The sequence below is a fragment of the Tabrizicola piscis genome (assembly GCF_003940805.1).
GTDB lineage: Bacteria > Pseudomonadota > Alphaproteobacteria > Rhodobacterales > Rhodobacteraceae > Tabrizicola > Tabrizicola piscis.
This window is the reverse complement of the sequence record NZ_CP034328.1, coordinates 3,708,297-3,734,894: the sequence shown is the minus strand read 5'-3', so window position 1 is coordinate 3,734,894 and position 26,598 is coordinate 3,708,297. Positions and strand designations below refer to the sequence as shown.

The window sequence follows — 26,598 nt, the reverse complement described above, 5'->3', positions numbered from 1 at the left end:
AGCAGCAACGCCCCGTGGCCTTATCCAGCCCATGCCGCCTTGCCAGCGGCAGTCTGGCGGCGTAAGGCGCCCACGCAAGACCCGTTGGAGGCAAGTGATGATCCCGCGCTATTCCCGCCCCGAAATGGTGGCGATCTGGTCCCCGGAAAGCCGCTTCAAGATCTGGTTCGAGATCGAGGCCCATGCCTGCGACGCGCAGGCCGCCCTTGGGGTAATCCCCAAGGCCAATGCCGAGGCTGTCTGGCGCGCCAAGGATGTGACCTTTGACGTCGCCCGGATCGACGAGATCGAGGCCGTGACCAAGCATGACGTGATCGCCTTCCTGACCCATCTGGCCGAACATATCGGCGCGGATGATGCGCGGTTCGTGCATCAGGGGATGACCTCATCCGACGTGCTGGACACCGCGCTGAACATCCAGTTGGTGCGGGCGTCGGACCTGCTTCTGGTGGCGCTGGACCGGGTGCTGGCGGCGCTGAAGGCACGGGCGTTCGAGCATAAGGATACAGTGCGGATCGGGCGCAGCCATGGCATCCATGCCGAGCCGACGACGATGGGCCTGACCTTCGCCCGCTTCTATGCCGAGATGGCGCGGAACCGGGCGCGGCTGGTGAACGCGCGGGCCGAAGTGGCGACGGGCGCGATTTCCGGCGCAGTGGGGACTTTCGCGAACATCGACCCTTCGGTGGAAGAGCATGTCTGCAAGATGCTGGGCCTGACGCCCGAGCCGATCAGCACTCAGGTCATTCCGCGCGACCGGCACGCGATGTTCTTTGCCACGCTGGGCGTGATTGCCAGCAGCATCGAGAATGTCGCGATCGAGATCCGCCATATGCAGCGCACCGAAGTGCTTGAGGCAGAAGAGTTCTTTTCGCCCGGGCAAAAGGGCAGCTCGGCGATGCCGCACAAGCGCAACCCGGTCTTGTCCGAGAACCTGACGGGTCTGGCGCGGCTGGTGCGGATGGCGGTGATCCCGGCGCTGGAGAATGTGGCGCTGTGGCATGAGCGGGACATCAGCCATTCCTCGGTGGAACGGGCGATTGGCCCGGATGCCACGATCACGCTGGATTTCGCCTTGCACCGCTTGGCAGGGCTGGTGGAAAAGCTGGTGATCTATCCCGAGAACATGTTGCGGAACATGAACCAGTTCAAAGGTCTGGTGATGAGCCAGCGCGTGCTTTTGGCGCTGACGCAGGCAGGTGTCAGCCGCGAGGACAGCTATCGGCTGGTGCAAAGGAACGCGATGAAGGTCTGGGAAAAGGGCGCGGATTTCAAGACCGAGCTGCTGGCCGACCCCGAGGTGACCGCCGCCCTGTCCCCGGCCGAGATCGAGGAGAAGTTCGATCTGGGGTACCACACCAAGCATGTGGACACGATCTTTGCCCGGGTTTTCGGCACCTGACGCATCCGTGATCATGCAGCGGCCTCTTGCCGCAACTTTTCGCGCTTGAAGTGGCGCATTGCGTGCTACCTTTCGGGAAATTACCGAAAGGTTGCCCGATGCGCATGATCCTTGCTGCCGCCCTGGCCTTCGCCCCGCAGTTTGCCCTTGCGGCAGGCAGCGATGACACCGAACCGCCGAAGCCGACCGAAACCACCATGGAATGTGCCAAGGGTGAGGTTTGGGATGACAAAACCAAGACCTGCATCAAGGCCGAGGGTGCGGGTCTGACCGATGACCAGCGCTTTGGCGCGGTGCGGGAACTGGCCTATGCGGGCCGCCCGGATGAGGCGCTGGCGGTCCTTGCCACGATGACCGAAGGGGAAACGCCCCGGGTTCTGACCTATCAGGGCTTCCTTCTGCGCCAGACCGGGCGGGTGGAAGAAGGTATCGCCGCCTATGAGCGGGCGATTGCCCTGGACAAGGGCAACATCCTTGCCCGCAGCTATTACGGGCAACTCCTTGTGCAGATGGATGAGCGCGATCTGGCGCAACTGCAACTTGCCGCGATCCGCATGCATGGCGGTGGCGGCACCTGGGCCGAACGCGCCCTGTCTGACGCCATCGAAACTGGCGTCACCTATACCTACTGACCCTTAACCCAGACTGGAGGACGACCCATGAAGATCAAGACGACCCTCGCCGTGATTGCCCTGACGCTCGCCCCGACGATGACCTTTGCCTATTGCAATGGCGACAAGGTCAAGCAGGAAACCGCCGCCTCGTGCATGCCCGGCGCTGCCTGGGATGAGGCGAAGGGCGCCTGCGTCGCCAACCCGACCAGCTGATCGGGGCGCGGCTAAGCGGGCGTTAACCCGGCGCTGGCAAGGTGCCTCTGACGAGTGGAATCAGAGGTGTCGCCATGTCGCAGGATGTTGTCCCGCTTGCCCGTATCCTGCCGGAACGCCGTACCGCCGCGTCAGGGGTTACCCTGTCGCGGCGTGTGCTTTCCCCCCGGCAGAAGGCGGCGGTCATCGTGCGCTATCTGCTGACGGAAGGCACCAGCCTGCCCATCGCCTCGCTTCCCGAACATATGCAGGCGGCACTTGCCGAACAGATGGGCCAGATGCGCCTGATCGATCGCGTGACGCTGGATGAGGTGGTTGGCGAATTCCTGTCGGAACTCGAATCGGTCGGCCTGTCCTTTCCCGGCGGCATCGAAGGCGCGCTGTCGATGATGGACGGCCATATCTCGCAATCGGCGGCGTCACGGTTGCGGCGCATGGCATCGGTTTCGTCCAAGGTTGACCCCTGGGAACGGATCGTCGCCCTGCCGGTCGATCGCCTGTTGCCCATCCTTGCCGACGAAGCAGCAGAGGTTGGGGCGGTGATGCTGTCCAAGCTGCCCGTCACCAAAGCGGCCGAGATTCTGGGGCGGCTGCCGGGGGACCGGGCCCGCCGCGTGGCCTATGCGGTGTCGATGACCGGCAAGGTCGATCCGGAAACCGTGCGCCGGATCGGGGCTGCGCTGCTGGCGGAACTGGACAATCAGCCGCTTCGCGCCTTCGACACCGGCCCAGTGGAACGTGTGGGGGCGATCCTGAACGTGTCTCCCAGCCTGACGCGGGAAGACGTGCTTCTGGGGCTGGAGGCGGAAGACGCCGATTTCGCCGCCGAAGTGCGCCGCGCGATCTTTACCTTCGTCCACCTGCCGATCCGCCTGAACCCACGCGATGCGCCAAAGGTCACGCGGCTGGTCGAACAGCCGGTTCTGGTGACCGCCCTTGCCGCCGCCATCGGCAAACCGGACCTAGAAGAAGCGGCGGAGTTTCTGTTGGCCAATATCTCACAGCGTCTGGCGCAAGGTCTGCGTGAGGAGATGGCCACCCGTGGCAAGGTCAAGGACAAGGACGCTGAAGAGGCAATGACCGCCATCATCACTGCCATCCGCACGCTGGAGGCCAGCGGTGAGATCAGCCTGATCCACCCTGAGGATGCGTAGCCGGAGGTCTCGGAGGCCCAGGCATGACTGATGGGTAGCCGCCCTTGCCGCCGCCATCGGCAAAACGGACCTGGAAGAGGCGGCGGAGTTTCTTTTGGCCAATATCTCGCAGCGTCTGGCGCAAGGTCTGCGTGAGGAGATGGCCACCCGTGGCAAGGTCAAGGACAAGGACGCGGAGGAGGCGATGACCGCCATCATCACTGCCATCCGCACGCTGGAGGCCAGCGGCGAGATCAGCCTGATTCACCCCGAGGATGCGTAGCAGGGGGTCTCTGGGGCCCAGGCATGACGGATAGGTAGCCGCCCTTGCCGCCGCCGTCACCAAAGCGGATTTGGAAGCGACGGCGGAGTTTCTGTTGGCCAATATCTCGCAGCGTCTGGCGCAGGGTCTGCGCGAGGAGATGGCCACCCGTGGCAAGGTCAAGAACAAGGACGCGGAGGAGGCGATGACCGCCATCATCAGCGCCATCCGCACGCTGGAGGCCAGTGGCGAGATCAGCCTGATCCACCCTGAGGATGCGTAGCCGGAGGGTCTCTGGGGCCCCGGCATGACGGATGGGTAACCGCTCTTGCCGCCGCCATCGGCAAGCCGGATTTGGAAGAGGCGGAGTTTCTGCTGGCTGATTTCCCGCGGTGTCTGACCAAGCGTCGGCGCGAGGATGTGGAAGAAACACCGTGGAAGAGGTTCGTGGCGTGGGCTGCGTGGCAGAGGTGACCCTGATCTGCGCTGGTCGGGTCGGCCCCCCTTGCGGCGGCAGAAGGCGCGGCCTAGCCTCTGGCCGATGTCCCGCATTCATCTGGCCCCTGCCCCCGCCTCGACCGTCACGCGTGGCGTGCTGTTGATGATCCTAGCGATTCTTCTGTTTACCGCCATGGATGCGACGGCCAAGGGGCTGATCGAACGCTATCCCGCGCCGCAGGTTGTGTGGTCGCGCTTTGCCGGGCAACTGTTGATCGTGCTGGTGCTCTTGAACCGGCACGCGCCCCGATTGATGCGCACGCAGCATCCGTGGCTGCATCTGGCCCGGTCCGCGTTCCAGCTGGGGGCGACTGGGCTATTTTTCCTGTCCCTTCCGCATGTCGGCCTTGCCGAGGCGACGGCACTGACCGACATCAACCCTGTCCTGATCACCCTTGGGGCGGCGCTGTTTCTGGGCGAACGGCTGGGTCCGCGCCGCATTGCCGGGGTGCTGGTAGCGTTGATCGGCGCGCTGATCATCCTGCGGCCCGGGCTTGGGGTGTTCAGCCCTTGGGCGCTTTTGCCGCTGGGGGCGGCGGTCTGCTATACCGGCAACGCGCTCTTGACCCGCCACCTTGGCCCGCGTGAGCCGGTGTGGACTTCGCTGCTGCATGCCTCGATCTTCGGCACCGTCGTATCGGCGCTGGCGCTGCCGTTCGTCTGGGTGCCGGTTGCCGGGGCGGACCTGCTGCTGTTCATCCTTGTGGGCTTTCTTGGCACCGGGGCGCAGCTGTGCATCATCCGCAGCTTTTCCATGACCGAAGCGGCGGTTGTCGCGCCCTTTGCCTATCTGGGGATCATCTTCGCCACCTTCTGGGGCGCGGTTCTGTATGACCAGTGGCCGGATATGTGGACCGTGATCGGTGCGCTTGTGATCGTGGGGGCGGGGCTTTATGTCTGGCACCGCGAAACCCAAGCTGCCCGCAACGCCTGAGCTCATGGCCGAAAATCCCGCTTTCAACCTTCGACACTGGCTGCAGGACCGCGGATTGCGGGCCTTGATCTGGCTGCTGTTGCGCCTGCCCTATGCCTGGCGCGTGCCGCTGTGCGGCTGGGTGCTGTCGCGGATCATTGCCCCTCTGGCCGGCTATCGCCGCAGGATCCGTGACAACCTGGCGCTGGTCCTGCCCGACTTGCCCGAAGCCGATGTGGCGCGCATCCTGCGGGCAGTGCCTGACAATGTCGGCCGCACGGTGATCGAGATCTATTCGGGTGCCGAGTTCGTGGCGCGGGCGGTGCAGAACCCCCTGACCGGCGGCGGCGTGGCCGCGTTGGAAGAGGCGCATCGCAGCGGGCGGCCGGTCATTCTGGTGACCGGGCATTTCGGCAATTACGACGCCAGCCGCGCCGCCCTGATCGCGCGGGGGTATCGGGTTGGCGCCTTGTACATGCCAATGGCGAACCGGTATTTCAACGAACACTATGTAAAGGCGATTTCGGGGATCGGGTCGCCCCTGTTCCCGCGGGGCCGGGCCGGGCTGGCGGCGATGGTGCGGCATCTGCGCTCTGGCGGGATGCTGGGGATGCTGGTCGACCAGCACATGCGCCACGGCGAGGAGCTGACGTTTTTCGGCCGTCAGGCGCTGACCGCGCTGTCAGCCGCTGAACTCGCGTTGAAGTATGACGCGCTTTTGGTGCCCACCTATGCCGTGCGCAAGGCGGATGGGCTGTCTTTTGACATCATCGTTGAGCCGCCGATTCCGGCCGGCACGCCCGAAGCGATGACGCAGGCGCTGAACGACAGTCTGGAGACGCTGGTGCGCCAGCATCTGGATCAGTGGTTCTGGATCCACCGCCGCTGGAAGGAAAAGGGGCGTCCCCGGCGCTAGGCCTTCGCCTGCCGGTCAGGCGTCAGTCGACCCGCGCGGCGGCAAGGATTGCGGACGGTCCCGCGGTTTGCAGGATGACGGCGCCGGGTTCGGACCCGCCGAACGGGGCCGTCATTTCCAGCGGCTCCGTCGCCTCCCACTCGCCGAGACCTTCCCAGGAGGTCACGATGTTGTGGTAGCTGATCGTCTTGCCTGCGTTTTCGCCGCGTTCGATGGTCACGGTTTCTTCGGGCTTGTAGCGCACCAGCTGGATGCGGAGGGTTTCGTCCAGCGGCGGGTCGGCCTCGGCGCGGATGACCAGACGGTCGCCCTTGCGGGTCACGGTCAGGGTCACGGTGCTGCCGGCCGCCAGATGTTCGCGCAGGCGGGCGGCGGTTTCCTGGGGCGAGAACCCTTCAATCCGGTGCTGGCCGCCGATGATCAGTTGCGGCGTATAGATCGTGCGGCTGCCAATGGCCTTGGCATAGGCGCGCTGACGGTCGGTGAACTTTGCTTGTGCGAACTTGTCGGCCCAGCCGATATAGTCCCAATAATCGACATGCAGCGCCAAGGGCAGGATTCGCGGATCGCTTGCCAGCATCGCCACGAATTCGTCTGCCGGCGGACAGGAGGAACAGCCTTGCGACGTGTAAAGTTCGACCACCACGACAGGCTCGGCCGTGACCGGCGCGGTGCAAGCCATCCAAATGCCGCAAGCGGCGCTGACGAGATGTCGCATGGCGCGTTTCCTGATCCCAATATCCCCACGTGCCGTTATAGGTACGGGCATCCACACGAGCCAATCAAGGTTTTGCGAGAGACCTGACACATCGTCAAGAAACCCGCGTTCGGGGGCTGGATTTTCGGCATACAATTGCATACAATGCCCCTCAGCCGCCTTCTTTCAGGAGCCAGAAGATGACCGTCACTGTTGGACATGACCTAAGCCGTACCCGCAAGACCCTGACTGCCGGGGGCCAGACGGTCAGCTATTATTCGATCCCCGCCGCCGAAGCCGCGGGACTGGGTGCGTTTTCGAAGCTGCCCGCCGCCTTGAAGGTGGTGCTGGAGAACATGCTGCGGTTTGAGGACGGCAAGACCGTCACGGTCGATGACATCAAGGCCTTTTCGGACTGGGGCAAGCAGGGCGGGCAGAACCCGCGCGAGATTGCGTATCGTCCGGCCCGCGTGCTGATGCAGGATTTCACCGGCGTCCCCGCCGTGGTTGACCTTGCCGCGATGCGCGACGGGATCAAGGGTCTGGGCGGCGATCCGCAGCAGATCAACCCGCTCGCCCCGGTTGACCTTGTCATCGACCATTCGGTGATGATCGACGAATTCGGCCACCCCCGCGCGTTCCAGCTGAACGTCGACCGCGAATATGAGCGGAACATGGAACGCTATGTGTTCCTGAAATGGGGGCAGAAGGCGTTCAACAACTTCCGCGTCGTGCCGCCCGGCACTGGCATCTGCCATCAGGTGAACCTGGAATATCTGGCGCAGACGGTCTGGACCGATACTGACCAGACCGGCGCAGTCGTCGCCTACCCCGATACGCTGGTGGGCACGGACAGCCATACCACCATGGTCAACGGCCTTGCCGTCCTTGGCTGGGGCGTCGGCGGGATCGAGGCTGAGGCGGCGATGCTGGGTCAGCCCGTGTCGATGCTGATCCCCGAAGTTGTCGGCTTCAAGCTGACCGGGACAATGATGGAGGGCACGACGGCGACCGACCTTGTGCTCAAGGTCGTGCAGATGCTGCGCAAGCATGGCGTGGTGAACAAGTTCGTGGAATTCTACGGCGACGGGCTGGACCGCCTGCCGCTGGCCGACCGTGCGACCATCGCCAACATGGCCCCGGAATACGGCGCCACCTGTGGCTTCTTCCCGGTGGACGCGGAAACCCTGCGCTATCTGCACATGACCGGCCGCGACGAGGCCCGGATCGCGCTGGTCGAAGCCTATGCCAAGGCCAACGGCATGTGGCGCGATGAGGCCTATGACCCGATCTATACCTCGACGCTGCATCTGGATATGGGGACGATCGTCCCGGCAATCTCGGGTCCGAAGCGGCCGCAGGACTTCCTGCCGCTGACCGAGGCGAAGTCCGGCTTTGCCAAGGAGATGGAGGCCACGTTCAAGCGCCCGCAAGGCGTTCAGGTGGCCGTGAAGGGCGAGGAGTTCACCATGTCCTCGGGCAAGGTGGTGATCGCCTCGATCACCTCCTGCACCAACACCTCGAACCCCTATGTGATGATCGGTGCCGGGCTGGTGGCGCGCAAAGCGCGGCAGTTGGGCCTGACGCGGAAGCCTTGGGTCAAGACCTCGCTTGCCCCCGGGTCGCAGGTTGTTTCGGAATACCTGAACGCTGCAGGCCTGCAGGACGATCTTGATGCCGTGGGCTTCAACCTTGTCGGCTATGGCTGCACCACCTGCATCGGCAACTCCGGGCCCCTGCAGCCCGAGATTTCGGCGGCGATTTCCGAAGGCGATCTGGTGGCGACAGCGGTCCTGTCGGGCAACCGCAACTTTGAAGGGCGGATCAGCCCGGATGTGCGCGCCAACTATCTGGCAAGCCCGCCGCTGGTCGTTGCCTATGCGCTGGCCGGGGACATGAACATCGACCTGACGACCGAACCTTTGGGCATGGGCACGAACGGCCCGGTCTATCTGAAGGACGTCTGGCCGACGAACAAGGAAATCGCCGATCTGGTCCACGCCACGGTCACCCGTGCCGCGTTCCAGAAGAAATACGCCGATGTCTTCAAGGGCGATGAGAAGTGGCAGGCGGTTGAGGTGACGGACAGCGAAACCTACGACTGGCCGCCGACCAGCACCTACATCCAGAACCCGCCTTACTTCAAAGGCATGTCCAAGACGCCGGGGACGATTCAGAACATCACCGGCGCGCGGGTGCTGGCGCTGCTGGGCGACATGATCACCACCGACCACATCAGCCCGGCAGGTTCGTTCAAAGCCTCAACTCCGGCTGGCAAGTATCTGGCGGACCGGCAAGTTCCGGTGTCCGACTTCAACAGCTATGGTGCCCGGCGCGGCAACCATGAGGTGATGATGCGCGGCACTTTCGCCAACATCCGCATCAAGAACGAGATGCTGGACGGGGTCGAGGGCGGCTATACCAACGGTCCGGACGGGGTGCAGACCTCGATCTACGACGCGGCGATGGACTATATGGCTGCGGGCACGCCGACGGTGATCTTCGGCGGGATCGAATACGGTGCCGGGTCAAGCCGGGACTGGGCGGCCAAGGGCACGGCCCTGCTGGGCGTCAAGGCGGTGATCGCGGAAAGCTTCGAGCGTATCCACCGGTCGAACCTTGTGGGCATGGGGGTCATCCCCTTTGAATTCACCGAAGGAATGACGCGCAAGTCCTTGAACCTTAAGGGCACCGAGGTGATCAGCATCACGGGCCTGTCGGGTGATCTGAAGCCGCTGAGCCTGGTGGATTGCACGATTGCCTATGCCGATGGCACGGTCAAAACCATCCAGATCAAATGTCGCATCGATACCGAAATCGAGATCGAGTACGTCGAACATGGCGGCGTGCTGCACTATGTGCTGCGCGATCTTGCCAAGGCGTAAGTGCGGTCACGATTGTCTGGTTGGCGAAGGCCCGGGCACCCCCCGGGCCTTCAGCATTTGTTGGGATTTTGCTGGCAGGGTCTGGGCAAATCATCGCACAGAAGGTGCCCTGCCCCATGTCGACCCGCTTTCCGAACCTTAGCCCACCCGCTTACGCGCCGCTCCGGCTGGTGCACCCCGCCCGCCCCAGCCGCATCCCTTGGGCAGGCTGCTTGCCAATTGGCGAGCTTCTGGTGATGGCGGCCTTCGGGCTGGTGCTGGTTCTTGCGTGACTGGGGGTGGCTGGCGTCCCAGCGGAACTGGCAGTCGGCCCGAAGCAGGCCCTACTGCCCGGCCAGCGCCTTTTCCAGTTCCGGCACGAAACGCGCCTCGTAATCGGTCCCGACCAAGGGGCCGACAAAGCGGAACAGCACCGTCCCGTCGCCCGCGATGATGAAGGTTTCTGGCGGGGCGGTCACGCCCCACTCCACCCGGTTGCGGCCGTTGGGATCGGTCGCGACGCCGATGAAGGGATTGCCATCCTCGGCCAGGTAAGTGACCGCCTTGGCGTCATCATCCATCATGTTGACGCCCGCAACGCGGATGCCGTCTTCGGCCATGTCCAGAAGAACCGGATGTTCGGCCCGGCAGGGCGGGCACCAGCTGGCCCAGAAGTTCAACACCGTCACCTCGCCGCTGCGCAGGTCGGCATCGGTCAGGACGGGAATGCCCGGCAGGCCGGTGACTGGCAGGACGGGCGCAGAGCGTCCGACAAACACGGACTGCAACTCGCCGGGGTTGTCGCGATAAAGCCCGAGGTACAGCGTCCCGGCCAGCCCGGCAAACAGGACCGGGGGCAGGATCATCAACCACCTAGCCATCCAGTTTCTCCTGCCGCGCCTCAACCTCGGCCAAAGCCCGCTTGACCCGCGCCCGCTGCCAGAAGGACAGCACCACCAGACCAACGATCAGCACCGCCGAGGCCGCATAGGACCCCAGCACCGCGAAGCTGTATTTGCCCAGATCGGGGATCATCATGCCACCCGTTCGCGCGACAAGAGCGCCTGCAGCCGCCGGGCGCGGATCTCGGTCCGGGTGCGCATCAGGACCAGCGTCACAAACAGCAGGATGAACCCGACGATGCAGACCAGAAGCGGCAGCCAGAACACGTCCGAGATGTTCTCCTCCTTGTCGAGGCTCAGCGTCGCGCCCTGGTGCAACCCCTGGTTCCAGAAGTTCACTGCGTAACGCGACAGAAGCGCAAAGACCGACCCCACAAGGCACAGGATTGCCGTCAGATCGGCGGCGGTGTCCGGGTTGTCGACGGCGGCCCAGAGCGCGATGTAGCCGAAGTAGAACAGCGTCAGGATCAGGAAAGCGGTCAGCCGTGGGTCCCAGGCCCACCAAGTGCCCCACATCGGCTGGCCCCACAGCGCCCCGGTCGCCAGCGCGATCAGGGTGAAGGTCAGCCCAACCGGGGCGGCGGCCTTGGCGGCGAGGGCGGACACATGGTGCCGCCGCACGATCCAGATCAGGCTGGTCACCAGCATCATCACCCAGGCATTGATCGCCATCATCGCGGCGGGCACATGCAGGTAGATGATCTTGACGGTCGAGCCTTGCTTGTAATCATCCGGCGTGAAGAAGAACCCCCACACAAGGCCCACCACCAGACACAGGACAGTCAGCCCGATCGCCCAGGGCAAGGCCCAGGCCGAGGTCTGCATGAACCGTTTCGGGTTGGCATATTCCCAGATCGACATAGCTGCCCGCCTACCTTTTTCTGCGCGAAGGCTCAACTCACCATCGCGCGACAGTCTAGCGCAAATTGACGCGGAGCGCCGCCGCCGCCGCAAAGGGCAAGAGGGCCGACGCGCCAAGGCTGATCCCCGCCAAGAGCGCAAGCGGGGTGGCGAGATCCATGCCCTCGGCCCCGCGTCGCACCACTTCGGCCCCGAAGATCAGCGTGGGCACATAAAGCGGCAGGACCAGCAGGCTGAGAAGCAGCCCCCCACGCCGAAGCCCGACCACCAGCGCCGCCCCGAAGGCCCCGATCACCGACAGCGCCGGGGTGCCAAGCAAGAGGCTGAGCACCAGCCAGCCATAGCCGGTCGGCGGCAGGTTCAACAACACCCCCAGCCCGGGTGCCAGCACGGTCAGGGGCAGGCCCGTCACCAGCCAATGCGCCAGCGCCTTCAGGGCCACAACCGCCTCAAGCGGGATTGGCGCGGTCGCCAGCAGGTCAAGCGAGCCGTCCTCAAAATCCAGGGCGAAGATCCGGTCCAGTGACAGAAGGCAGGCCAGAAGCGCGCCGACCCAAAGGATGCCCGGGGCGATGCGGCCCAGCGTTCCGCCTTCGGGCCCGACGCCCAGCGGCACAAGCACCGACAGCAGAAAGAAGAAGGCAAGGCCAAGGCCGAACCCCCCTCCCGACCGCATGGCCAGCCGAAGGTCACGCAGGAGGAGCGCCTTCATGCTGACCACCCGGCACTTGGGCCCACTTGCATTTGCTCTTTGCCAAAATACTCCCGCCGGAGGCTGCAACAGCGGTCAGGCGCGCGCGGGGTCATGCAAAGGCCTCGTCAAACCCGTCGCGCGCCATGATGCGGGTCCGGTACGGGGACAGGTCCAGAACCGCCGCCTCGGGCAGGCCAAGATCAACATGGGTGGCGATGACCGCCAGCCCGCCCCCACCAAGGTGCCGACGCACAACCCCGGCAAAGAGGGCGACCGAGGCCACATCAAGACTGACCGTCGGTTCATCCAGCAGCCAGACCGGACGACCCGACACCAGCAACCGGGCAAGGCCAAGGCGGCGTTTCTGGCCGGCCGACAGGTCGGAGGCGCGGCGATGGGCAAGGCTGGCCACATCCATCCCGGTCAGTGCGGCGTCCACAGCGTCCGAGCCGTGGATCGCGGCCCAGAAGGTCAGGTTCTCGCGCACGGTCAGGGTGGATTTCAGACCATCGGCATGGGCCCCGTAAGCCGCAGCCTCGGGCGGCAGGTCGATGGTCCCGGCGACAGGTGGTTGCAAACCGGCCAAGGTGCGCAAGAGGGTGGTCTTGCCAGACCCGTTCGGCCCGCGCAGGATCACCGCCTGTCCGGCGCGCAGGTCAAATGACACGCCTTGCAGGACGGTCACCCCGCCCCGCGCCACGGCCAGATCTGACACCCGCATGTCCATGGCAAAGCCCTATCCGATGCGGACAGCCGCGAAAAGGGCCATGGCCTTCACCACTTTGCAACCTTATGTCTTGCCCCAGACAATGGAGGTTCCCATGGACAGCGTTCCCTTCGGCCGCACCGGCCGCACAACCACTCGGCTTGGCTTTGGCGCCTGGGCCATCGGCGGCACTTGGGGTGAGGTCAGCCTGGATGACGCAAAGGCGGCCCTGCATGCCGCGCTGGATGCTGGCATGACCTTCATCGACACGGCGGATGTCTACGGCGACGGCCGGTCTGAGCGGATCATCAGCGAGGTGTTGGCCGAGCGTGGCGGCGAGCGGCCCTTTGTCGCGACCAAGGCCGGACGACGGCTGAACCCGCATGTGGCCGAAGCCTATACCGGCGCAGCACTTGAAGGCTTCATTGACCGGTCCCTGACCAACCTTGGGGTGGAGCGTCTGGATCTGGTGCAACTCCACTGCCCGCCGACGCCGGTGTTTTCCAACCCTGCGGTCTTTGCCGCACTTGAGGCGATCAAGGCCAAGGGCAAGATCGCCGATTACGGCGTGTCGGTCGAAACGGTGGAAGAGGCGCGGGCCGCGATCCGGCAGCCGGGCGTGGTGTCGGTGCAGATCATCTACAACCTGCTCCGGATGAAACCAGCCGAGGTGTTCTTTCCCGAAGCGCGGCAAAACAATGTCGCGGTGATCGCGCGGGTCCCGCTCGCCTCGGGCCTGTTGACCGGGAAGATGACCAAGGACAGCCAGTTCGCGGCGGATGACCACCGCAGCTTCAACCGCAACGGCGAGGCGTTCGACAAGGGCGAGACCTTCTCGGGCGTGCCCTATGACGTGGCGCTGGAGGCGGTGGAGGAGTTGCGCGCGCTGGTGCCGACCGGGGCGACGATGGCGGCTTTCGCGCTGCGCTGGATCTTGATGGAAGCTGCTGTGACCGTGGTCATTCCGGGCGCGAAATCCCCGGCGCAGGCGCGGGCGAACGCGGTGGCAGCCGACATGGCACCGCTGGCAGATGACGTGATGCAGGCCGCGCGTGAGGTCTATACCCGGCTTGTGGCCCCGCATGTGCATCATCTGTGGTGACGCGGGACAAATTCCTTCGAAGGAATTTGCAAAAGTTTTCGAAAACTTTTGCCCCTCACTCTACCGGCAGAAGGGCGACGGCCACCCGACGCCCCTCGCCCAGAAGGACGTTGTAGGTCCGGCAGGCGGTGGGCGAGGCCATAGCCTCGACCCCGATCCCCTTGTCTTCCAGCGTCCTGCGGAAGCTGGCCGGCACATGGGCCACCGATGCACCCGTGCCGACGAAGAGGACGTCAATCTTGCCTTCAAGGCTTAGGGGGGTGTCGGTGTCATCGTATCCACCCCATGGACCCGCGTCCCATGGGGTGACCAGACAGGCCCCGCGCAGCACATGGCCCGCAACGCGGAAGAAGCCGGGGCCATACCCCTCGACCGCCTTTGCCGTGCCATAGGTGATTTCGGTCAGCCGCATGACAAGTCCGCCCGGTCAGGCTTCGACGTTGGAAAATTCGCTTTTGCCCGGCGCCTTCGGCTTGTCACCGCGGTCAAGCCCGATGAAAAGCACGAGGTTCTTGGCGACGAAGACCGAGGAATAGGTCCCAAGGACGACGCCGAAGAAAATGGCAAAGGCAAAGCCCCGGATCACGTCGCCGCCGTAGATCAGCATCGCGCCAAGGGCTACCAGCGTCGTGACCGAGGTCATCAGCGTCCGGCTGAGGGTTTCGTTGACCGACAGGTTCATCACATCCCGCAAGGGCATGGTCTTGTATTTCAACAGGTTCTCGCGCAGCCGGTCAAAGACGACGACGGTGTCGTTGATCGAATAACCTAGGATCGTCAGCAAGGCCGCGACGATGGTCAGGTCGAACTTCAACTGGAAGATCGCGAAGACCCCGATCGTGATGAAGATGTCATGGATCAGCGCGATGACGCTGCCCAATGCGTACTGCCATTCGAACCGCAGCCAGATATAGACCATGATCCCCAAGCTGGCCGCCACCATCGCGGCGATGGCCTTCCAGATCAACTCGCCCGACACCTTGGGGCCGACCGATTCAACGGACGGGAAGGTGATCGACGGGGCGATGGTGCGCAGTTGCTCTTCCACCAGAAGGATCGTCTCTGGCGTCACCGCTTCCTGGCCGTCCTGCGGGGAAATCCGCACTTGGGCAACGAACTGGTTTTCGGCGAAAGACGGGTCGAACACTTCGGTGATCGCAACATCACCAAGGTCCAGCGCAGTGAGGGCCTCACGGTAGGCGGCGACGTTGACGGGTTCGGACGCCTCGGTGCGGATGGTGGTGCCGCCGCGGAAATCGATGCCAAAGTTCAGGCCCATCACCGCCCAGGCAACGATGGCGACAACGGTCAGCATCATCGAGCCGCCAAAGGTCAGCCACTGGTACTTGAAGAAGTCGACATTGGTCTTTTCAGGGGCAAGTCGGAAACGCCAGGCCATGATCTTTCCCTTACACCGCGACGGTGGCCGGCTTGCGCCAGCGATACCAGATTTCAACAATGACCCGCGTCACGAACAGCGCCGTGAAGACCGAGGTGATGATGCCGATGCCCAGCGTGATGGCAAAGCCGCGTACGGGGCCAGCCCCCACGGTGAACAGCACGGTCGCGGTGATGAATGTGGTGATGTTGGCGTCAATGATCGCGCTGAGCGCGCGTTCATAGCCAAGTTCGATTGCCCGGGCCGGGCTTTTGTTGACCCGCAACTCTTCCCGGATACGTTCGAACACCAGCACGTTGGCATCGACTGCCATACCGATGGTCAGCACGATACCGGCGATGCCGGGAAGGGTCAGAGTGCCCCCGACGGCCGACAGCGCCGCAAAGATCAGCGCGATGTTGATGCCCAAAGCGATATTGGCGAAGAGCCCGAAAAGGCCGTAGCTGGCGACCATGTAGACAGCAACGGCCACGCCCGCGACCATCGCCGCGACCTTGCCCGCCTCGATGCTGTCGGCCCCCAGTTCCGGGCCGATCGTGCGTTCCTCAAGAAAGTCCATCTTGGCTGGCAGGGCACCTGCGCGCAGCAGGACCGCAAGCTGGGTGCTGTCTTCGACCGAGAAACTGCCAGTGATGATGCCCGACCCGCCGGGGATGTGGCTTTGGATCACGGGGGCTGAAATCACCTCGTCATCCAGAATGATGGCGAAGGGGGCGCCGATGTTGGCGGCGGTGTAATCCCCGAACTTGCGCGCGCCGGTCGTGTCAAAGCGGAAGCTGACGGCGGGACGACCGTTCTGGTCGAACGAGGGTTGGGCATCCACCAGTTCTTCGCCCGAGACCACGGGGGTTTCTTCGACGATATAGTAGACACCCTGTTCGTCGATCGACGGCAACAGACGGTTGCGCGGGCCGGGGTCGGCACCGACATCGGTCGTGCGGCTGACAACGGCGTTGAAGGTCAGTTGTGCCGTCGTGCCGATCAGGGCCTTCAGCTCGGCCGCGGAGCCGATGCCGGGGACCTGGATCAGGATGCGGTTTTCGCCCTGACGCTGGATCGTGGGTTCGCGCGTGCCAACTTCATCTACCCGGCGGCGGATGATTTCCAGCGATTGCTGCAAGGTGCGGTCGTCAGTGGCCTGCTTTTCCGCCTCGGACAGCTGGACGACGATGTCTTCGCCTTCGGCAGTGACCTCGATGGTGCTTTGGCCGACCCCGGTCAAGGTGACGACCGAGCTGCCAAGACCGCGCACGGCCTCAAGCGCTGCGGCCATGCCTGCGGGGTTGGAGATGGTCACACGCAGCACACCATCGGGCGATGGGGCACGGCGGATGCTGCCCACCTGATCACGCAGGTCGCGCAGGACATCGCGCACTTCGGGCCACATCGCGTCGATCCGGGTCTTGTAGACGTCTTCGACCGACACTTCGGCCAGAAGATGCGCGCCGCCGCGCAGATCGAGGCCAAGGTTGACCAGCGACGAGGGCAGGAACTCCGGCCATTCGGCCAGAGCGGCGGTCTGTTCCGGCGAGGCGGTACCGCCTGCAGCCTCGATCGCGGCTGCGGCGTCGTTATGCCGTTCGACCTGACCGTAAAACAGGTTCGGAGCGGCGCCAATCAAACCCCAGGCGCAAACGAGCAGGATCAGGACACGCTTCCACAGCGCCAGCGGTTTCATGCGATGACCCTTAGCCCGCGGCCGGTTCGGTCTTGTTGAGGACCTGGCCGATCGTGTGCTTGATCACCTTGACCTTGACGCCATCGGCAATCTCAACCTCGACCATGCCGTCTTCCTGGACCTTGGACACCTTGCCGACGATCCCGCCCGAAGTGACGACCTGATCGCCACGGCGCAGGGCTTCGATCATCGCACGGTGTTCCTTCATCTTCTTTTGCTGCGGACGGATCAGCAGGAAGTAGAAGATCACGAAGATCAGGATGATCGGCAGGAACTGCGCGAAGGCGGCCCCGGTCGAGGGGGAACCGGCGGCTTGGGCGAAGGCGGGTGTCACGAACATGGGCATCCTTTCCGGCAGGGCCAGCCTTGGGCCAGCGAAGCGAGGTCATTCGCGGGGCTTTACCCTGCGATTGCCCGGTGATGTAAGGCCTTTCGCGGCGCTTTGCCAGAGGCTGAACGACTTATCCCGCCCGCCGACACCTTTCCCCCTGCCCCGATATCGGGCATATGACGCTTGCAGTTGCAGAACACGAGGCAAGGCCATGCACGACATCCGTTTCATCCGCGAAAATCCCGCCGCTTTCGATGCGGCGCTGTCGCGTCGTGGCGTGGCGCCGATGTCGGCTGAGCTCCTTGCGATTGACGAGGCGCGGCGGGCGAAGATCCTTGCCGCCGAGACTGCCGCAGCGGCGCAGAATGCGGCCTCAAAGGACGTGGGCGCGGCCAAGGCGCGTGGCGATGACGCCGAATTTGAACGCCTGCGGGCGCTGGTGGCCGAGAAGAAGGCCGAGGGCGCAAGGCTGACGGATGAGGCGGGGGCCGAGGATGCCCGGCTGCGCAATGCGCTGGCGACCATTCCCAACCTGCCGCTTGCCGAAGTGCCTGACGGCCCGGATGAAACCGCGAATGTCGAAGTCCGCCGCTGGGGCACCCCCCGGGCGTTGGATTTCAAGCCCTTGGAACATTTCGACATTCCGGCCGCCAAGCCGGGACTTGATTTCCCCACGGCGGCCAAGCTGTCGGGCAGCCGCTTTGTGGTGTTGCGCGGCGCTGTTGCCCGGGTGCACCGGGGGCTGGCGCAGTTCATGCTGGACCTGCACACCACCGAACACGGGCTGGCCGAAACCTGGACTCCGGTTTTGGTGAAAGAGGACGCCATGTTCGGCACCAACCAGCTGCCGAAATTCGCCGAAGACAGCTATCAGACCACCAATGGCTGGTGGCTGATCCCCACGTCCGAGGTGACGCTGACCAACTCGGTCGCGGGCGACATTCTGGATGAGGGCGCGCTGCCGATCCGGCTGACGGCGCATACCCATTGCTTCCGGTCCGAAGCCGGGTCGGCGGGCAAGGACACCACCGGCATGCTGCGCCAGCACCAGTTCGAGAAGGTGGAGATGGTGACGATCTGCACCCCCGAAACTGCCCTTGCCGAACACGACCGCATGACGAAATGCGCCGAAGCGGTGCTGGAGCGGCTGGGCCTGCCCTATCGCACCATCGTTCTTTGCACCGGCGACATGGGATTCGGCGCGCAGAAGACCCATGATCTTGAGGTCTGGCTGCCCGGGCAGAACACCTACCGCGAGATTTCCTCGGTCTCGACCTGTGGCCAGTTCCAGGCCCGGCGGATGAATGCGCGCTATCGGCCTGCGGGCGGAAAACCGGAATTTGTGGCGACACTGAATGGATCCGGTTTGGCCGTTGGGCGTTGTCTGATTGCCGTTCTGGAAAACGGCCAGCAGGCGGATGGGTCGGTTACCCTGCCCGAGGCGCTGGTCCCCTATCTGGGCGGCAAGTCAAGGATCACAGCCGAAGGGCAACTGGTCTGATCAGGCGAAAGGCGCGTATAACCAGCATGATGAAAACAAAAGCCCTGATCCTGCTGATCGCCACCATCGCCTTTGGCATCGCCCCGTTCATAACGCCGCCCTTCACCGGCTATGACCCGGGGATGTTCCCGGTGCCGATCGAGCGGCCGTCGATCCAGCCGGCGGGCTATGCTTTTTCGATCTGGAGCGTCATTTACCTGTGGCTGATCGCCCATGCGGTCTATGGCCTGTGGAAGCGCGCCGAAAACCCGGCGTGGGATGCAGTGCGCCTGCCGCTGACGGTGGCGGTGGGCGTGGGCGCAGTCTGGTTGTGGATTGCCGGGGTCAGTGCAATCTGGGGAACGGTCACGATCTGGATCATGGCGGCGGGGGCGATCCTTGCCTTCCTGCGCGCTGATCCGGGGGTAGACCGCTGGATGCTGTCCGGCCCGACGGCAATTTTTGCGGGCTGGCTTTCGGCGGCCTCGGCCGTTTCAACGGGTGTCCTTGTCGCCGGGTATGGCTGGCTGAGCGATACGGGATCGGCCGCTGCGATGCTGGCCTTGGTTCTGGGGATCGCCGTGACCGTGCAGATGCGCCGCCCGGCAATGCCGGTCTACGGGCTGACCGTGATCTGGGCGCTGGTCGGCGTGATCGTCGCCAACGCATCGGCGAACCTGACGGTTGCGGTGCTGGCTGCGTCAGGAATTGCGGTGATGGCTGTCACGCTTTGGCAGGTGCCTCGGGTGGCTCGTCGATGACTTCGTCACTCCTCGCGGGCGGGTCGCGGGGAGGAGACGAAGTCGAATGATGAGCGTTCGGGGAACGTGATCAGCGTTTGGGGCTGATCCCGGCCTTGCCGTCCATGTGCTTGCGCAGGCGGGAGGGCGTGTGGAATTTCTGGTCCTTGAACGGATTCTTCGTCGACTGGCTGCGGAAGAACAGCCGGATCGGCGTGCCGGGCATGTCGAAATGTTCGCGCAAGCCGTTGACCAGATAGCGTTTGTAGCTGTCGGCCAGTTCATCCGGGCGTGAGCACATGATGACAAAGCCCGGGGGCCGGGTCTTGGCCTGCGTCATGTATCGCAGCTTGATCCGATGGCCGCCTGGGGCCGGTGGCGGGTGCGCTTCGGTCATGGCGCCCAGCCAGGTGTTCAGGCGCGCGGTCGGGATGCGGCGGTTCCAGACGTCATGGGCCTTGCGGATGGCGTCGTGCAGGCGGTCCAATCCCCTGCCCGTCTTGGCCGACACAGTGACCAGCGGTGCCCCGCGCAGTTGCGGCAGCAGGCGGTCGAACATTTCCTTGAGTTCGGCCAGCTTGCCCTGTTTTTCGTCCTCAAGATCCCACTTGTTCACCGCCACCACGACCGCCCGGCCTTCGGTTTCCGCGAAGTCGGCAATGCGCAGATCCTGCACTTCGAACGGGATTTCGACGTCGAGAAGCACCACCACCACTTCCGCAAAGCGCACGGCGCGGATGCCGTCCGAGACGGACAGCTTTTCCAGCTTTTCGGTGATCCGAGCTTTCTTGCGCATGCCGGCGGTGTCAAAGATCCGGATCGGGGTGCCTTGCCAGTCGGCACGGACCGAGATGGCGTCGCGGGTGATCCCGGCTTCGGGTCCGGTCAGCAGACGGTCGTAGCCAAGGATCTTGTTGATAAGGGTGGATTTTCCAGCATTTGGCCGCCCTATCACCGCGATTTGCAGCGGCTTTTTTGCGGTCGGGTAGTGGGCGGTTTCATCCGCGTCCAGTTCCGCCTCTTCCTCGGACAGGTCAAGGTCAACCAGCGGGGCATTCTCGGCCTCACGCTCGGCAAACTCACCCTCCAGGGGTTTCAGCTCGCGGTAGAGGTCATCCATCCCTTCGCCATGTTCGGCGGAGATGCGGATCGGTTCGCCAAGGCCAAGCGAATAGGCCTCCAACGCGCCGGAATCGCCGGCCTTGCCTTCGGCCTTGTTGACCGCAAGGAACACGCGGGCGTTCTTCTTGCGCAGGATGTCGGCGAAAACCTCATCCGTCGGGGTCACGCCGACGCGACCGTCGATCACGAACAGGCAGGCATCGGCCATTTCCACCGCGCGTTCGGTCAGGCGGCGCATCCGGCCTTGCAGGCTGTCATCGGTGACTTCCTCAAGCCCTGCCGTGTCAATCACGGTGAAGCGCATGTCGAACAGCTTGGCATCCCCTTCGCGCAGGTCGCGGGTCACGCCGGGCTGGTCATCGACCAGCGCGAGCTTGCGCCCGACAAGGCGGTTGAAGAGGGTCGACTTGCCCACATTGGGGCGGCCCACGATGGCGAGGGTAAAGCTCATGGTTCTGGTCCGGCAATGGCGAAGCGGTTGCCATACACGGGTTACACCCTAGCGGAAAGCGTGAAGTTGCCCGTTGCCGCCCACCACATAGAGAACCCCGCCCGCCACCGCAGGCTGCGCTGCCGCGCCATCCGGGATTTCGGCGGTGTGGGTCAGTCTGCCATCGGTCGGATCAAAGGCGCGCAGAAGCCCGTCCGAAGACACGACCATGATCCGCCCGCCCGCAAGCACGGGACCGTAATGGGCATAGATCGCCTTGCGCCGCTTGATCTTGTCTTTGGTGTAATACGGCATCTCGACAGCCCAGATCACCTCGCCCGTAGACGCGTCGAGCCGGACAAGTTCGGCCTGGTCATTGACCAGGAACAGCGACCCGCCGCCAACAGCCACCGGGCCAAGCGCGCCTTCGCCCGCCGACCAGATCCGCTCACCCGAGGAGGCCGACATCGCGACGGTGCGGCCCGCGGCAGAGCCTGCGTAAAGCACTTTGCCGTCGATCACGGCATCGCCCGTCACGTCAGCGGTGAAGGCATAGGCGCGGCCCAGCCGCTTGCCCGCCAGCGAGGCCTGCCAGATCTTGGTGCCGCCGCCGATCTTGAGAACGGCCATCAGATCGCCCGCGCTGGTCGGGAAGATCACCGCGCGGTCGCCAACTGTGGGGGCGGCGGTGCCAACATAACCTGCAGTGCCGGGAGTGCCGACCACGCGCCAGATCACCTTGCCGTTCGCTGCCGAAATCGCCCAGGCCGACCCGTCGCGACCGCTGACATAGACAGCCTCGCCATCGGTTGCGGGGGCGCCAGACACCGGTGCATCCACACGCTGCCGCCACAGAATCCGGCCCGAGGCGGTATCCAGTGCCACAACCTCGCCAAAGCCGGTGGTGACGAACAGCCGGTCACCGCCCACGGCAAGCCCGCCGCCAGATACGCCACCGCCCACATCAAAGTCTGCCGTCAGGTCAGCGGTCCAGACGACCTGCCCCCCCGTCGACGTGGCCGCGACCATTGCACCCGCGTCCATCGTGAAGATTCGCCCGCCCGACACCACAGGAGCGGCGACGATGCGGTTCTTGCGGCTGCTGCCCGACCCGATGGTCGCGGTCCAGATCCGTGACGGGGCGGGGCTGAGGGCCGAATGCGGCATCAGGTGCCGGGAATTGCCTGCACGGTGTGTCCAGTCCGAAGAGTTGGTCTGGCCGGGAAGGGAAATCGCTTGGCTTTGGTTTTCCGCTTCGGCGGGGGCGGTCGGGGCGGGTTGGCCTTCGACCGGGATGCTTGCGTCCAGATCGGCCCGGACCGGGAAGCGTTCCCCTTGCAAGATCACCTCGCGTTCGGCACAGGCCGCCAGAAGCGCCAGAAGCCCCACGCCTGCAATCACCCTGCCTGCTGTTTGCCGGATCGTCATGCCTGCCACCTGAAGCCCTTCCGTTGCACCATCATCGCACGTCGCTTAGCCCGAGGTGCTTTGCGGCACTGTACCACCAAGCGCCACTACCATCTGTCCCAGCCGCGCCCGCAGTGCGCCCGACGCTTCCTGGTCTTGCATCAGGGTGGTCATCGCAGCGATGGCTTCGTCATTCTTGCCCTCTTCGATCAGAAGATAGGCCAGCATTTCCTCGGCCAGGGCGCGGTAGGGCCGGCCCGGCACGGCGATGGACTGAAGCGCCGTACGGCGGTCTGCCAGCGGCGTATCGGCCCCGGCGACCAGTACCCGGCGCAGAACGGCAAGGTCGCGGTACCCTGGCGACAGCGTGGTATTGGCCACCACCACATCGAGGGCCGCAAGCGTTGCGGCGCGGTCTTCGTCGGGGTCCGAGGCGAGGATCAGCTGCAGCAGGGCCGCTTGTTCCCCATCGGTCGGGATGGCGGACAAGGCGGCGCGGCGTTCTTCCGGTGTGCCCTGGTCAAGCGCGTCGATGATCGCATCGCCAAATGCCTCGGCCCGCGCTTCGGCACGGGACTTTGACCATTCGGTCCAGGCTGCACCACCGACCACGGCCACGACCAAAACGCCACCGATCCAGCCGTATTTGCGAAACAGCCCGAACAGCCGATCGCGCCGCACCTCTTCGGTGACTTCCTCGATGAAACTGTCGGGATTGCTCAACGACGTGGTTCCTGTGCTTTGGCCGCGGTGCCGGGGCCCTGACCTTTGTCTTCTGTTGTCCCCGTCTTACAGGCAAAGCCGTCGGGTTGCCAAGCCCTGCCCCACCCGACGGCGGACTGTCCCCGGTCAGAATTCCGTGGGCATCCCCAAAGCACGACGGAACGCCGGGATCCATTCCACATAGTCCTGCGGTAAGGTGCCCATGGCATACATCTCTTCCAGGATAGCGAGAGCCTCTTGGTTCACCTCGGTCGGGTCCTGCAGAAGGACCGCCTTGAGATCCAGCGCGCGCACGAGATCAAGGCGGAACCACACGTCATCAGGATAGGCCGCCGACAGATCTCGCATGATCGTGAGGCTCATTTCCTGATTATCCAAAGCGGACTGCATCTCGCCAATCTCGGCCAGCATCAGGGACACGCGTTCGTAACTGGTGGCAAGGCTGCGGTACCAGCCGACATTGCTGGGGTCCTGCTGGACCAGCCAATCCCGCAGGGCAAGGCAATCCTGCTGGCTTTTGAGCGCGGCCCTTGCGTCGCCCGTCGCGGCCTGCGCATCGCCCAGCCGACCCAGCGCCACGGCAAGGTCGGATGCCCAGGTGGTCGAGAAGGAATCGATGTCCAGAAGCCTGCTGCCGACCGCCACCATGGTGCCGAAGGTGCCGACCGCAGCGGCATTGTCGCCAAGTGCGACCTGCGCGTCGCCCAGTCGGTTCAGAGTGACAAGGTGGTCATGGATATGGTCGGGGACATCGGGCGCAATCTGCAGCAAGCGGTCAACGGTCTGCAGGGACTGCTGGCCGACAATCAGCGCTTCGTCAAAGCGGCCAAGGTCCATCAGGCTGGCCGCGTGTTCATTCTGGGCGATGGACAGGTCGCGGAGCGCGAAAACCTCGTCCGGGGTCGCCCCGACCATTTCGAAGCGCAGCGCCACGGATTCGGCGATCAGGGGTTCAGCCTCGGCAGCGTTGCCGTCGCCGGTGTAAAGTTCGGCCAGTTTGGTCAGCGAAAGGGTCACGTCACGCTTGTATTGCAGGACGGTCGGGTCCGCCGCGACCACGGACCGGCGCAGCGCCAACGCCTCGGTGTGCATCTGCATCGCTCCGGCACGGTCACCCATGGCGGCACGGACGTCACCGATCTTTTCCAGCGCCACGCCCAGATCGCGCTGGCGTGGCAGGTTCTGCGGATCAAGTGCGACAATCCCTTCGCGCAGGCTGCGCGCGCGTTCCTGTGCGGCAAGGGCCGAGGCAAAGTCATTCTGGTTGAAATAAGTGTCGCCAAGCCGTTCATGGCTGACCGACAGATCGCGCTGCCACAGCATGTTCGTGGGATCGAGGGCTGCAAGGTTTTCCCGGATCGCCACAGCGGCCTGATGCGCCAGCAAGGCCGAGTCGATGTCGCCCCGCAGCGCGTTGATGTCGCCGATCCGTTCAAAGGTCACGGACAGATCGCGCTGGCGCAGCTTGTTGTCGGGATCAAGTGCGGCCAGTTCCTCACGGATCGCGAGCGCCAGCCCATAGGATTCAAGGCCGGCATCAGGGTCGCCATTCGCCACCAGCATATCGCCGATCCGTTCATAGCTGACCGACAGGTCACGGCGGATCGTCTCGTCTCCGGGGTATTCGGCGGCCAGCGCCTCGGTGATTTCAAGCGATACCGCGAAGGCGGCGCTGGCGCCGGCCTTGTCGCCCATTGCCACCAGCACATCGCCCAGCCGTTCCTGCGTGAAGGCAACGTCGCGGCGGTAGGTGATGCTTCCGGGGTCCTGGGCCAACAGCGCCTCGGCCATGGCGAGCGCGTCCTTGTGGGCCTGCAGTGCGCCGGTGAAGTCGTTGTTGGCAAAACGGATTTCGCCCACCTTGTTGCGGGCGACCTGACCGTCGCGCATCAGGTCGGGATCGTCGGGCATCTGGTCGGCTTGCCAATCGGAAAACTCCAGCGCGCTGGAATAGGCGGCTTCGGCTTCCTTGAGGAACCCCTGCTGCTGCAGCACGTTGCCGACGCTGTTCAGGGACCACACCAGTTCGCGTACCCAACCCACATCGGTGGGGTCTGCCTCGACCCGCGCCTGGGCGTATTGGCTGCGGCGGGTGAAGGCGTCGAGGGCCGCACGGGTGTTGCCGGCCACAAGCTGCAATTCGCCAAGGTCGGTCAGCGCCAGCATGTAGTTGAACTGGGTGTCTCGGTCGAGCGCTTCGCCTTCGATCTCGCCATACAGAGTGACGGCCTTGCCAAGGTCGGCAATCGCAAGATCATAGCGCAGGTCGGTCCGGGCCGCGTTGGCGTTCAGCATGTGGGTCGCCGCTTCGGACAAGGTGCGCGATACATAGGTTTCGCGAATCGAGGTGCGGGCGGTTGCGTCAATCTCAGCCGCTTCGGTCAGGAGGGAGCGGGCAGCGTCAAAGGCACCCAAGGTCAGTTGTTCTTCGGCCTTGACGCGCAAGTCGGCCACGCGGGGATCATCGGACTGGAAGCGCTGGAGTTCGGTCTGGAACTGTTCGTAGCCAAGCGCCGCTTCCAGCAGAAGGCGCGCGCGTTCTTCTGGGGTCTGGTCGCCCAGATCAGCGGACAGGAGGGCTGCGTAAAGCGGGGCCAGCGGCAGACCGCGTTCGGCGGCCAGTGTCTCAACCTCAGCCCGCAGGTCGGGGGTGAGGTCGGCCATCGCGATCAAGAGCTGGTCGCGTTCGGGCAAGACACCTTCGTCGATGAAGAAGATCGGCTTTGGCAGACCGCTTTCGATATAGGGCAACTGCTTGCCGCGGCTTCGGTCATAGACATCCTGCTGCACCAGGGTAAGCGCGGTCTTGAGTTCGACTCCCGCGGTCGAGAAGTGCCGGACCAGGGCCGCGGTGAAGGGCGAGTTCTCTTCGTCGCCGTCCGATGCAGTCTCGTTCGGGGCGGCGGCAAAAGCGAAGACGACGCCATCCGCGCGGCCGATCCGGCCAAGGCCCGGGGTCGGCGTGCCGGCCGGGACCGGCTCGGCATCGTCCAGCGCGCCAGCGCTGCGCCCATCGGCAACGCCCCCGGCGAAGGGGTCATCGCGGCAGGCGTCCAGAAGGACGATGGCCACCGGGGCCACGGCCCGCAATACCTCTTGTGCCTCGGACAAGGGCAGTGCGGTGGCGGCAAGCGCTTCGGGTGAGGAGCCGTCAGCATCGGTGGGCAAAAGGTAATTCACCCCGTCAAGTGCCACGCCATGACCGGCGAAGAAGAGAAGCGCCACATCGGCCCCGGCGGCGTCTTCCTTGAAGTCGTCCAACGCGCGGCGCATCCGGCGCAAATCACGGTCGGTTTCGACGAACACCTCGAAATCCAGCTTTTCCAGCAGGTCTTCCATCGCGCGGGCATCGTTCGCGGGGTTCGTGAGCGGGCGGATCAGGCTGTAATCTTCCGCCGCAAGCACCAGCGCCACGCGCTTTTCTGCCAGCGCAGCCGTCACCAGCCCCAGCCAGACGAAAAGCCCAAGCACCACGCGCCGCATCATGACCCACCCCATCAGCGTTGCCGCA

27 protein-coding genes are annotated in these 26,598 nt (G+C 64.4%); 13 read left to right on the top strand and 14 right to left on the bottom strand.

What is annotated here, in order from left to right; genetic code table 11:
* Window positions 1-97: 97 nt before the first annotated feature.
* The 8 genes from purB (at window position 98) to EI545_RS18110 (ending at window position 5,951) form a co-directional block, all read left to right on the top strand.
* Entirely contained in the window at window positions 98-1,402 is a 1,305-nt protein-coding gene (gene purB, locus EI545_RS18140) for an adenylosuccinate lyase (RefSeq protein ID WP_125326770.1), read from the top strand.
* 98 nt (window positions 1,403-1,500) lie between these two features.
* Complete coding sequence (locus EI545_RS18135) at window positions 1,501-2,034, top strand: tetratricopeptide repeat protein (RefSeq protein ID WP_125326769.1); 534 nt, start codon at window positions 1,501-1,503, stop codon at window positions 2,032-2,034.
* Between the two features lie 27 nt (window positions 2,035-2,061).
* Window positions 2,062-2,229 carry a hypothetical protein gene (locus tag EI545_RS21435; protein WP_164517341.1) on the top strand — a complete coding sequence of 56 codons (168 nt, stop codon included), beginning with the start codon at window positions 2,062-2,064 and terminating at the stop codon, window positions 2,227-2,229.
* A gap of 74 nt (window positions 2,230-2,303) precedes the next feature.
* A complete protein-coding gene (locus EI545_RS18130; RefSeq protein ID WP_125326768.1) occupies window positions 2,304-3,383 on the top strand; it encodes a flagellar motor switch protein FliG in 1,080 nt (359 codons plus the stop codon).
* 94 nt (window positions 3,384-3,477) lie between these two features.
* Complete coding sequence (locus tag EI545_RS18125) at window positions 3,478-3,645, top strand: FliG C-terminal domain-containing protein (RefSeq protein WP_245990168.1); 168 nt, start codon at window positions 3,478-3,480, stop codon at window positions 3,643-3,645.
* A gap of 94 nt (window positions 3,646-3,739) precedes the next feature.
* A complete protein-coding gene (locus EI545_RS18120; protein ID WP_245990166.1) occupies window positions 3,740-3,907 on the top strand; it encodes a FliG C-terminal domain-containing protein in 168 nt (55 codons plus the stop codon).
* 258 nt (window positions 3,908-4,165) lie between these two features.
* Window positions 4,166-5,056, top strand: coding sequence for a DMT family transporter (locus EI545_RS18115; RefSeq protein ID WP_125326765.1), 891 nt, complete (start codon window positions 4,166-4,168; stop codon window positions 5,054-5,056).
* Between the two features lie 4 nt (window positions 5,057-5,060).
* The gene (locus EI545_RS18110) at window positions 5,061-5,951 is read left to right on the top strand and encodes a lysophospholipid acyltransferase family protein (RefSeq protein WP_125326764.1); all 891 of its coding nucleotides are present in this window, start codon (window positions 5,061-5,063) and stop codon (window positions 5,949-5,951) included.
* A gap of 22 nt (window positions 5,952-5,973) precedes the next feature.
* Here the strand turns inward: EI545_RS18110 and EI545_RS18105 are convergent, their stop codons facing one another.
* A complete protein-coding gene (locus tag EI545_RS18105) occupies window positions 5,974-6,669 on the bottom strand; it encodes a DUF1223 domain-containing protein (protein ID WP_125326763.1) in 696 nt (231 codons plus the stop codon).
* 179 nt (window positions 6,670-6,848) lie between these two features.
* On the opposite strand from EI545_RS18105, the gene acnA reads away from it, so the two are divergent.
* A complete protein-coding gene (acnA, locus tag EI545_RS18100; RefSeq protein WP_125326762.1) occupies window positions 6,849-9,533 on the top strand; it encodes an aconitate hydratase AcnA in 2,685 nt (894 codons plus the stop codon).
* A 116-nt stretch (window positions 9,534-9,649) separates the two neighbouring features.
* Window positions 9,650-9,805, top strand: a complete 156-nt coding sequence (locus tag EI545_RS21430; RefSeq protein ID WP_164517340.1) for a hypothetical protein — start codon at window positions 9,650-9,652, stop codon at window positions 9,803-9,805.
* 51 nt (window positions 9,806-9,856) lie between these two features.
* Here the strand turns inward: EI545_RS21430 and EI545_RS18095 are convergent, their stop codons facing one another.
* From EI545_RS18095 to ccmA, 5 genes are all read right to left on the bottom strand, one after another.
* Window positions 9,857-10,393 (bottom strand): DsbE family thiol:disulfide interchange protein, encoded by a 537-nt coding sequence (locus EI545_RS18095; protein ID WP_125326761.1) that lies wholly within the window; start codon window positions 10,391-10,393, stop codon window positions 9,857-9,859.
* Window positions 10,386-10,550, bottom strand: a complete 165-nt coding sequence (ccmD, locus tag EI545_RS18090) for a heme exporter protein CcmD (RefSeq protein WP_425471599.1) — start codon at window positions 10,548-10,550, stop codon at window positions 10,386-10,388. The genes EI545_RS18095 and ccmD overlap by 8 nt, the downstream gene beginning before the upstream one ends.
* Window positions 10,547-11,275 (bottom strand): heme ABC transporter permease, encoded by a 729-nt coding sequence (locus EI545_RS18085; protein ID WP_125326760.1) that lies wholly within the window; start codon window positions 11,273-11,275, stop codon window positions 10,547-10,549. Before EI545_RS18085 ends, ccmD begins: the two co-directional genes overlap by 4 nt.
* 55 nt (window positions 11,276-11,330) lie before the next feature.
* On the bottom strand, window positions 11,331-11,987 hold the full coding sequence (gene ccmB / locus EI545_RS18080; RefSeq protein WP_125326759.1) for a heme exporter protein CcmB: 657 nt from the start codon (window positions 11,985-11,987) through the stop codon (window positions 11,331-11,333).
* A 91-nt stretch (window positions 11,988-12,078) separates the two neighbouring features.
* Complete coding sequence (gene ccmA / locus EI545_RS18075; protein ID WP_125326758.1) at window positions 12,079-12,696, bottom strand: heme ABC exporter ATP-binding protein CcmA; 618 nt, start codon at window positions 12,694-12,696, stop codon at window positions 12,079-12,081.
* 94 nt (window positions 12,697-12,790) lie between these two features.
* Between ccmA and EI545_RS18070 the strand changes: the two genes are divergently transcribed.
* Window positions 12,791-13,777: an aldo/keto reductase gene (locus EI545_RS18070; RefSeq protein WP_125326757.1), complete on the top strand. Its 987-nt coding sequence runs from the start codon at window positions 12,791-12,793 to the stop codon at window positions 13,775-13,777.
* A 55-nt stretch (window positions 13,778-13,832) separates the two neighbouring features.
* Here EI545_RS18070 and EI545_RS18065 read toward each other — a convergent pair whose 3' ends face one another.
* From EI545_RS18065 to yajC, 4 genes are read right to left on the bottom strand one after another with little or no spacing between them, the layout of a single operon-like run.
* Entirely contained in the window at window positions 13,833-14,189 is a 357-nt protein-coding gene (locus tag EI545_RS18065; RefSeq protein ID WP_125326756.1) for an Mth938-like domain-containing protein, read from the bottom strand.
* Between the two features lie 15 nt (window positions 14,190-14,204).
* Window positions 14,205-15,176 carry a protein translocase subunit SecF gene (gene secF, locus EI545_RS18060; protein WP_125326755.1) on the bottom strand — a complete coding sequence of 324 codons (972 nt, stop codon included), beginning with the start codon at window positions 15,174-15,176 and terminating at the stop codon, window positions 14,205-14,207.
* Window positions 15,177-15,186: 10 nt separating this feature from the next.
* Entirely contained in the window at window positions 15,187-16,854 is a 1,668-nt protein-coding gene (gene secD / locus EI545_RS18055; protein ID WP_125326754.1) for a protein translocase subunit SecD, read from the bottom strand.
* A 10-nt stretch (window positions 16,855-16,864) separates the two neighbouring features.
* Window positions 16,865-17,194, bottom strand: a complete 330-nt coding sequence (gene yajC, locus EI545_RS18050) for a preprotein translocase subunit YajC (RefSeq protein WP_125326753.1) — start codon at window positions 17,192-17,194, stop codon at window positions 16,865-16,867.
* A gap of 202 nt (window positions 17,195-17,396) precedes the next feature.
* Here yajC and serS point away from each other — a divergent pair, with 202 nt between their 5' ends.
* Window positions 17,397-18,686 carry a serine--tRNA ligase gene (gene serS, locus EI545_RS18045; protein ID WP_125326752.1) on the top strand — a complete coding sequence of 430 codons (1,290 nt, stop codon included), beginning with the start codon at window positions 17,397-17,399 and terminating at the stop codon, window positions 18,684-18,686.
* A gap of 26 nt (window positions 18,687-18,712) precedes the next feature.
* A complete protein-coding gene (locus EI545_RS18040; protein ID WP_125326751.1) occupies window positions 18,713-19,426 on the top strand; it encodes a hypothetical protein in 714 nt (237 codons plus the stop codon).
* 70 nt (window positions 19,427-19,496) lie between these two features.
* Here the strand turns inward: EI545_RS18040 and der are convergent, their stop codons facing one another.
* The 4 genes from der to EI545_RS18020 form a co-directional block, all read right to left on the bottom strand.
* Window positions 19,497-20,978, bottom strand: coding sequence for a ribosome biogenesis GTPase Der (der, locus tag EI545_RS18035; RefSeq protein ID WP_125326750.1), 1,482 nt, complete (start codon window positions 20,976-20,978; stop codon window positions 19,497-19,499).
* Between the two features lie 48 nt (window positions 20,979-21,026).
* Window positions 21,027-22,385: an outer membrane protein assembly factor BamB family protein gene (locus tag EI545_RS18030; protein WP_125326749.1), complete on the bottom strand. Its 1,359-nt coding sequence runs from the start codon at window positions 22,383-22,385 to the stop codon at window positions 21,027-21,029.
* Window positions 22,386-22,430: 45 nt separating this feature from the next.
* Window positions 22,431-23,087: a tetratricopeptide repeat protein gene (locus EI545_RS18025; protein WP_125326748.1), complete on the bottom strand. Its 657-nt coding sequence runs from the start codon at window positions 23,085-23,087 to the stop codon at window positions 22,431-22,433.
* A 126-nt stretch (window positions 23,088-23,213) separates the two neighbouring features.
* Window positions 23,214-26,573: a caspase family protein gene (locus EI545_RS18020; RefSeq protein ID WP_164517339.1), complete on the bottom strand. Its 3,360-nt coding sequence runs from the start codon at window positions 26,571-26,573 to the stop codon at window positions 23,214-23,216.
* Window positions 26,574-26,598: the final 25 nt, after the last annotated feature.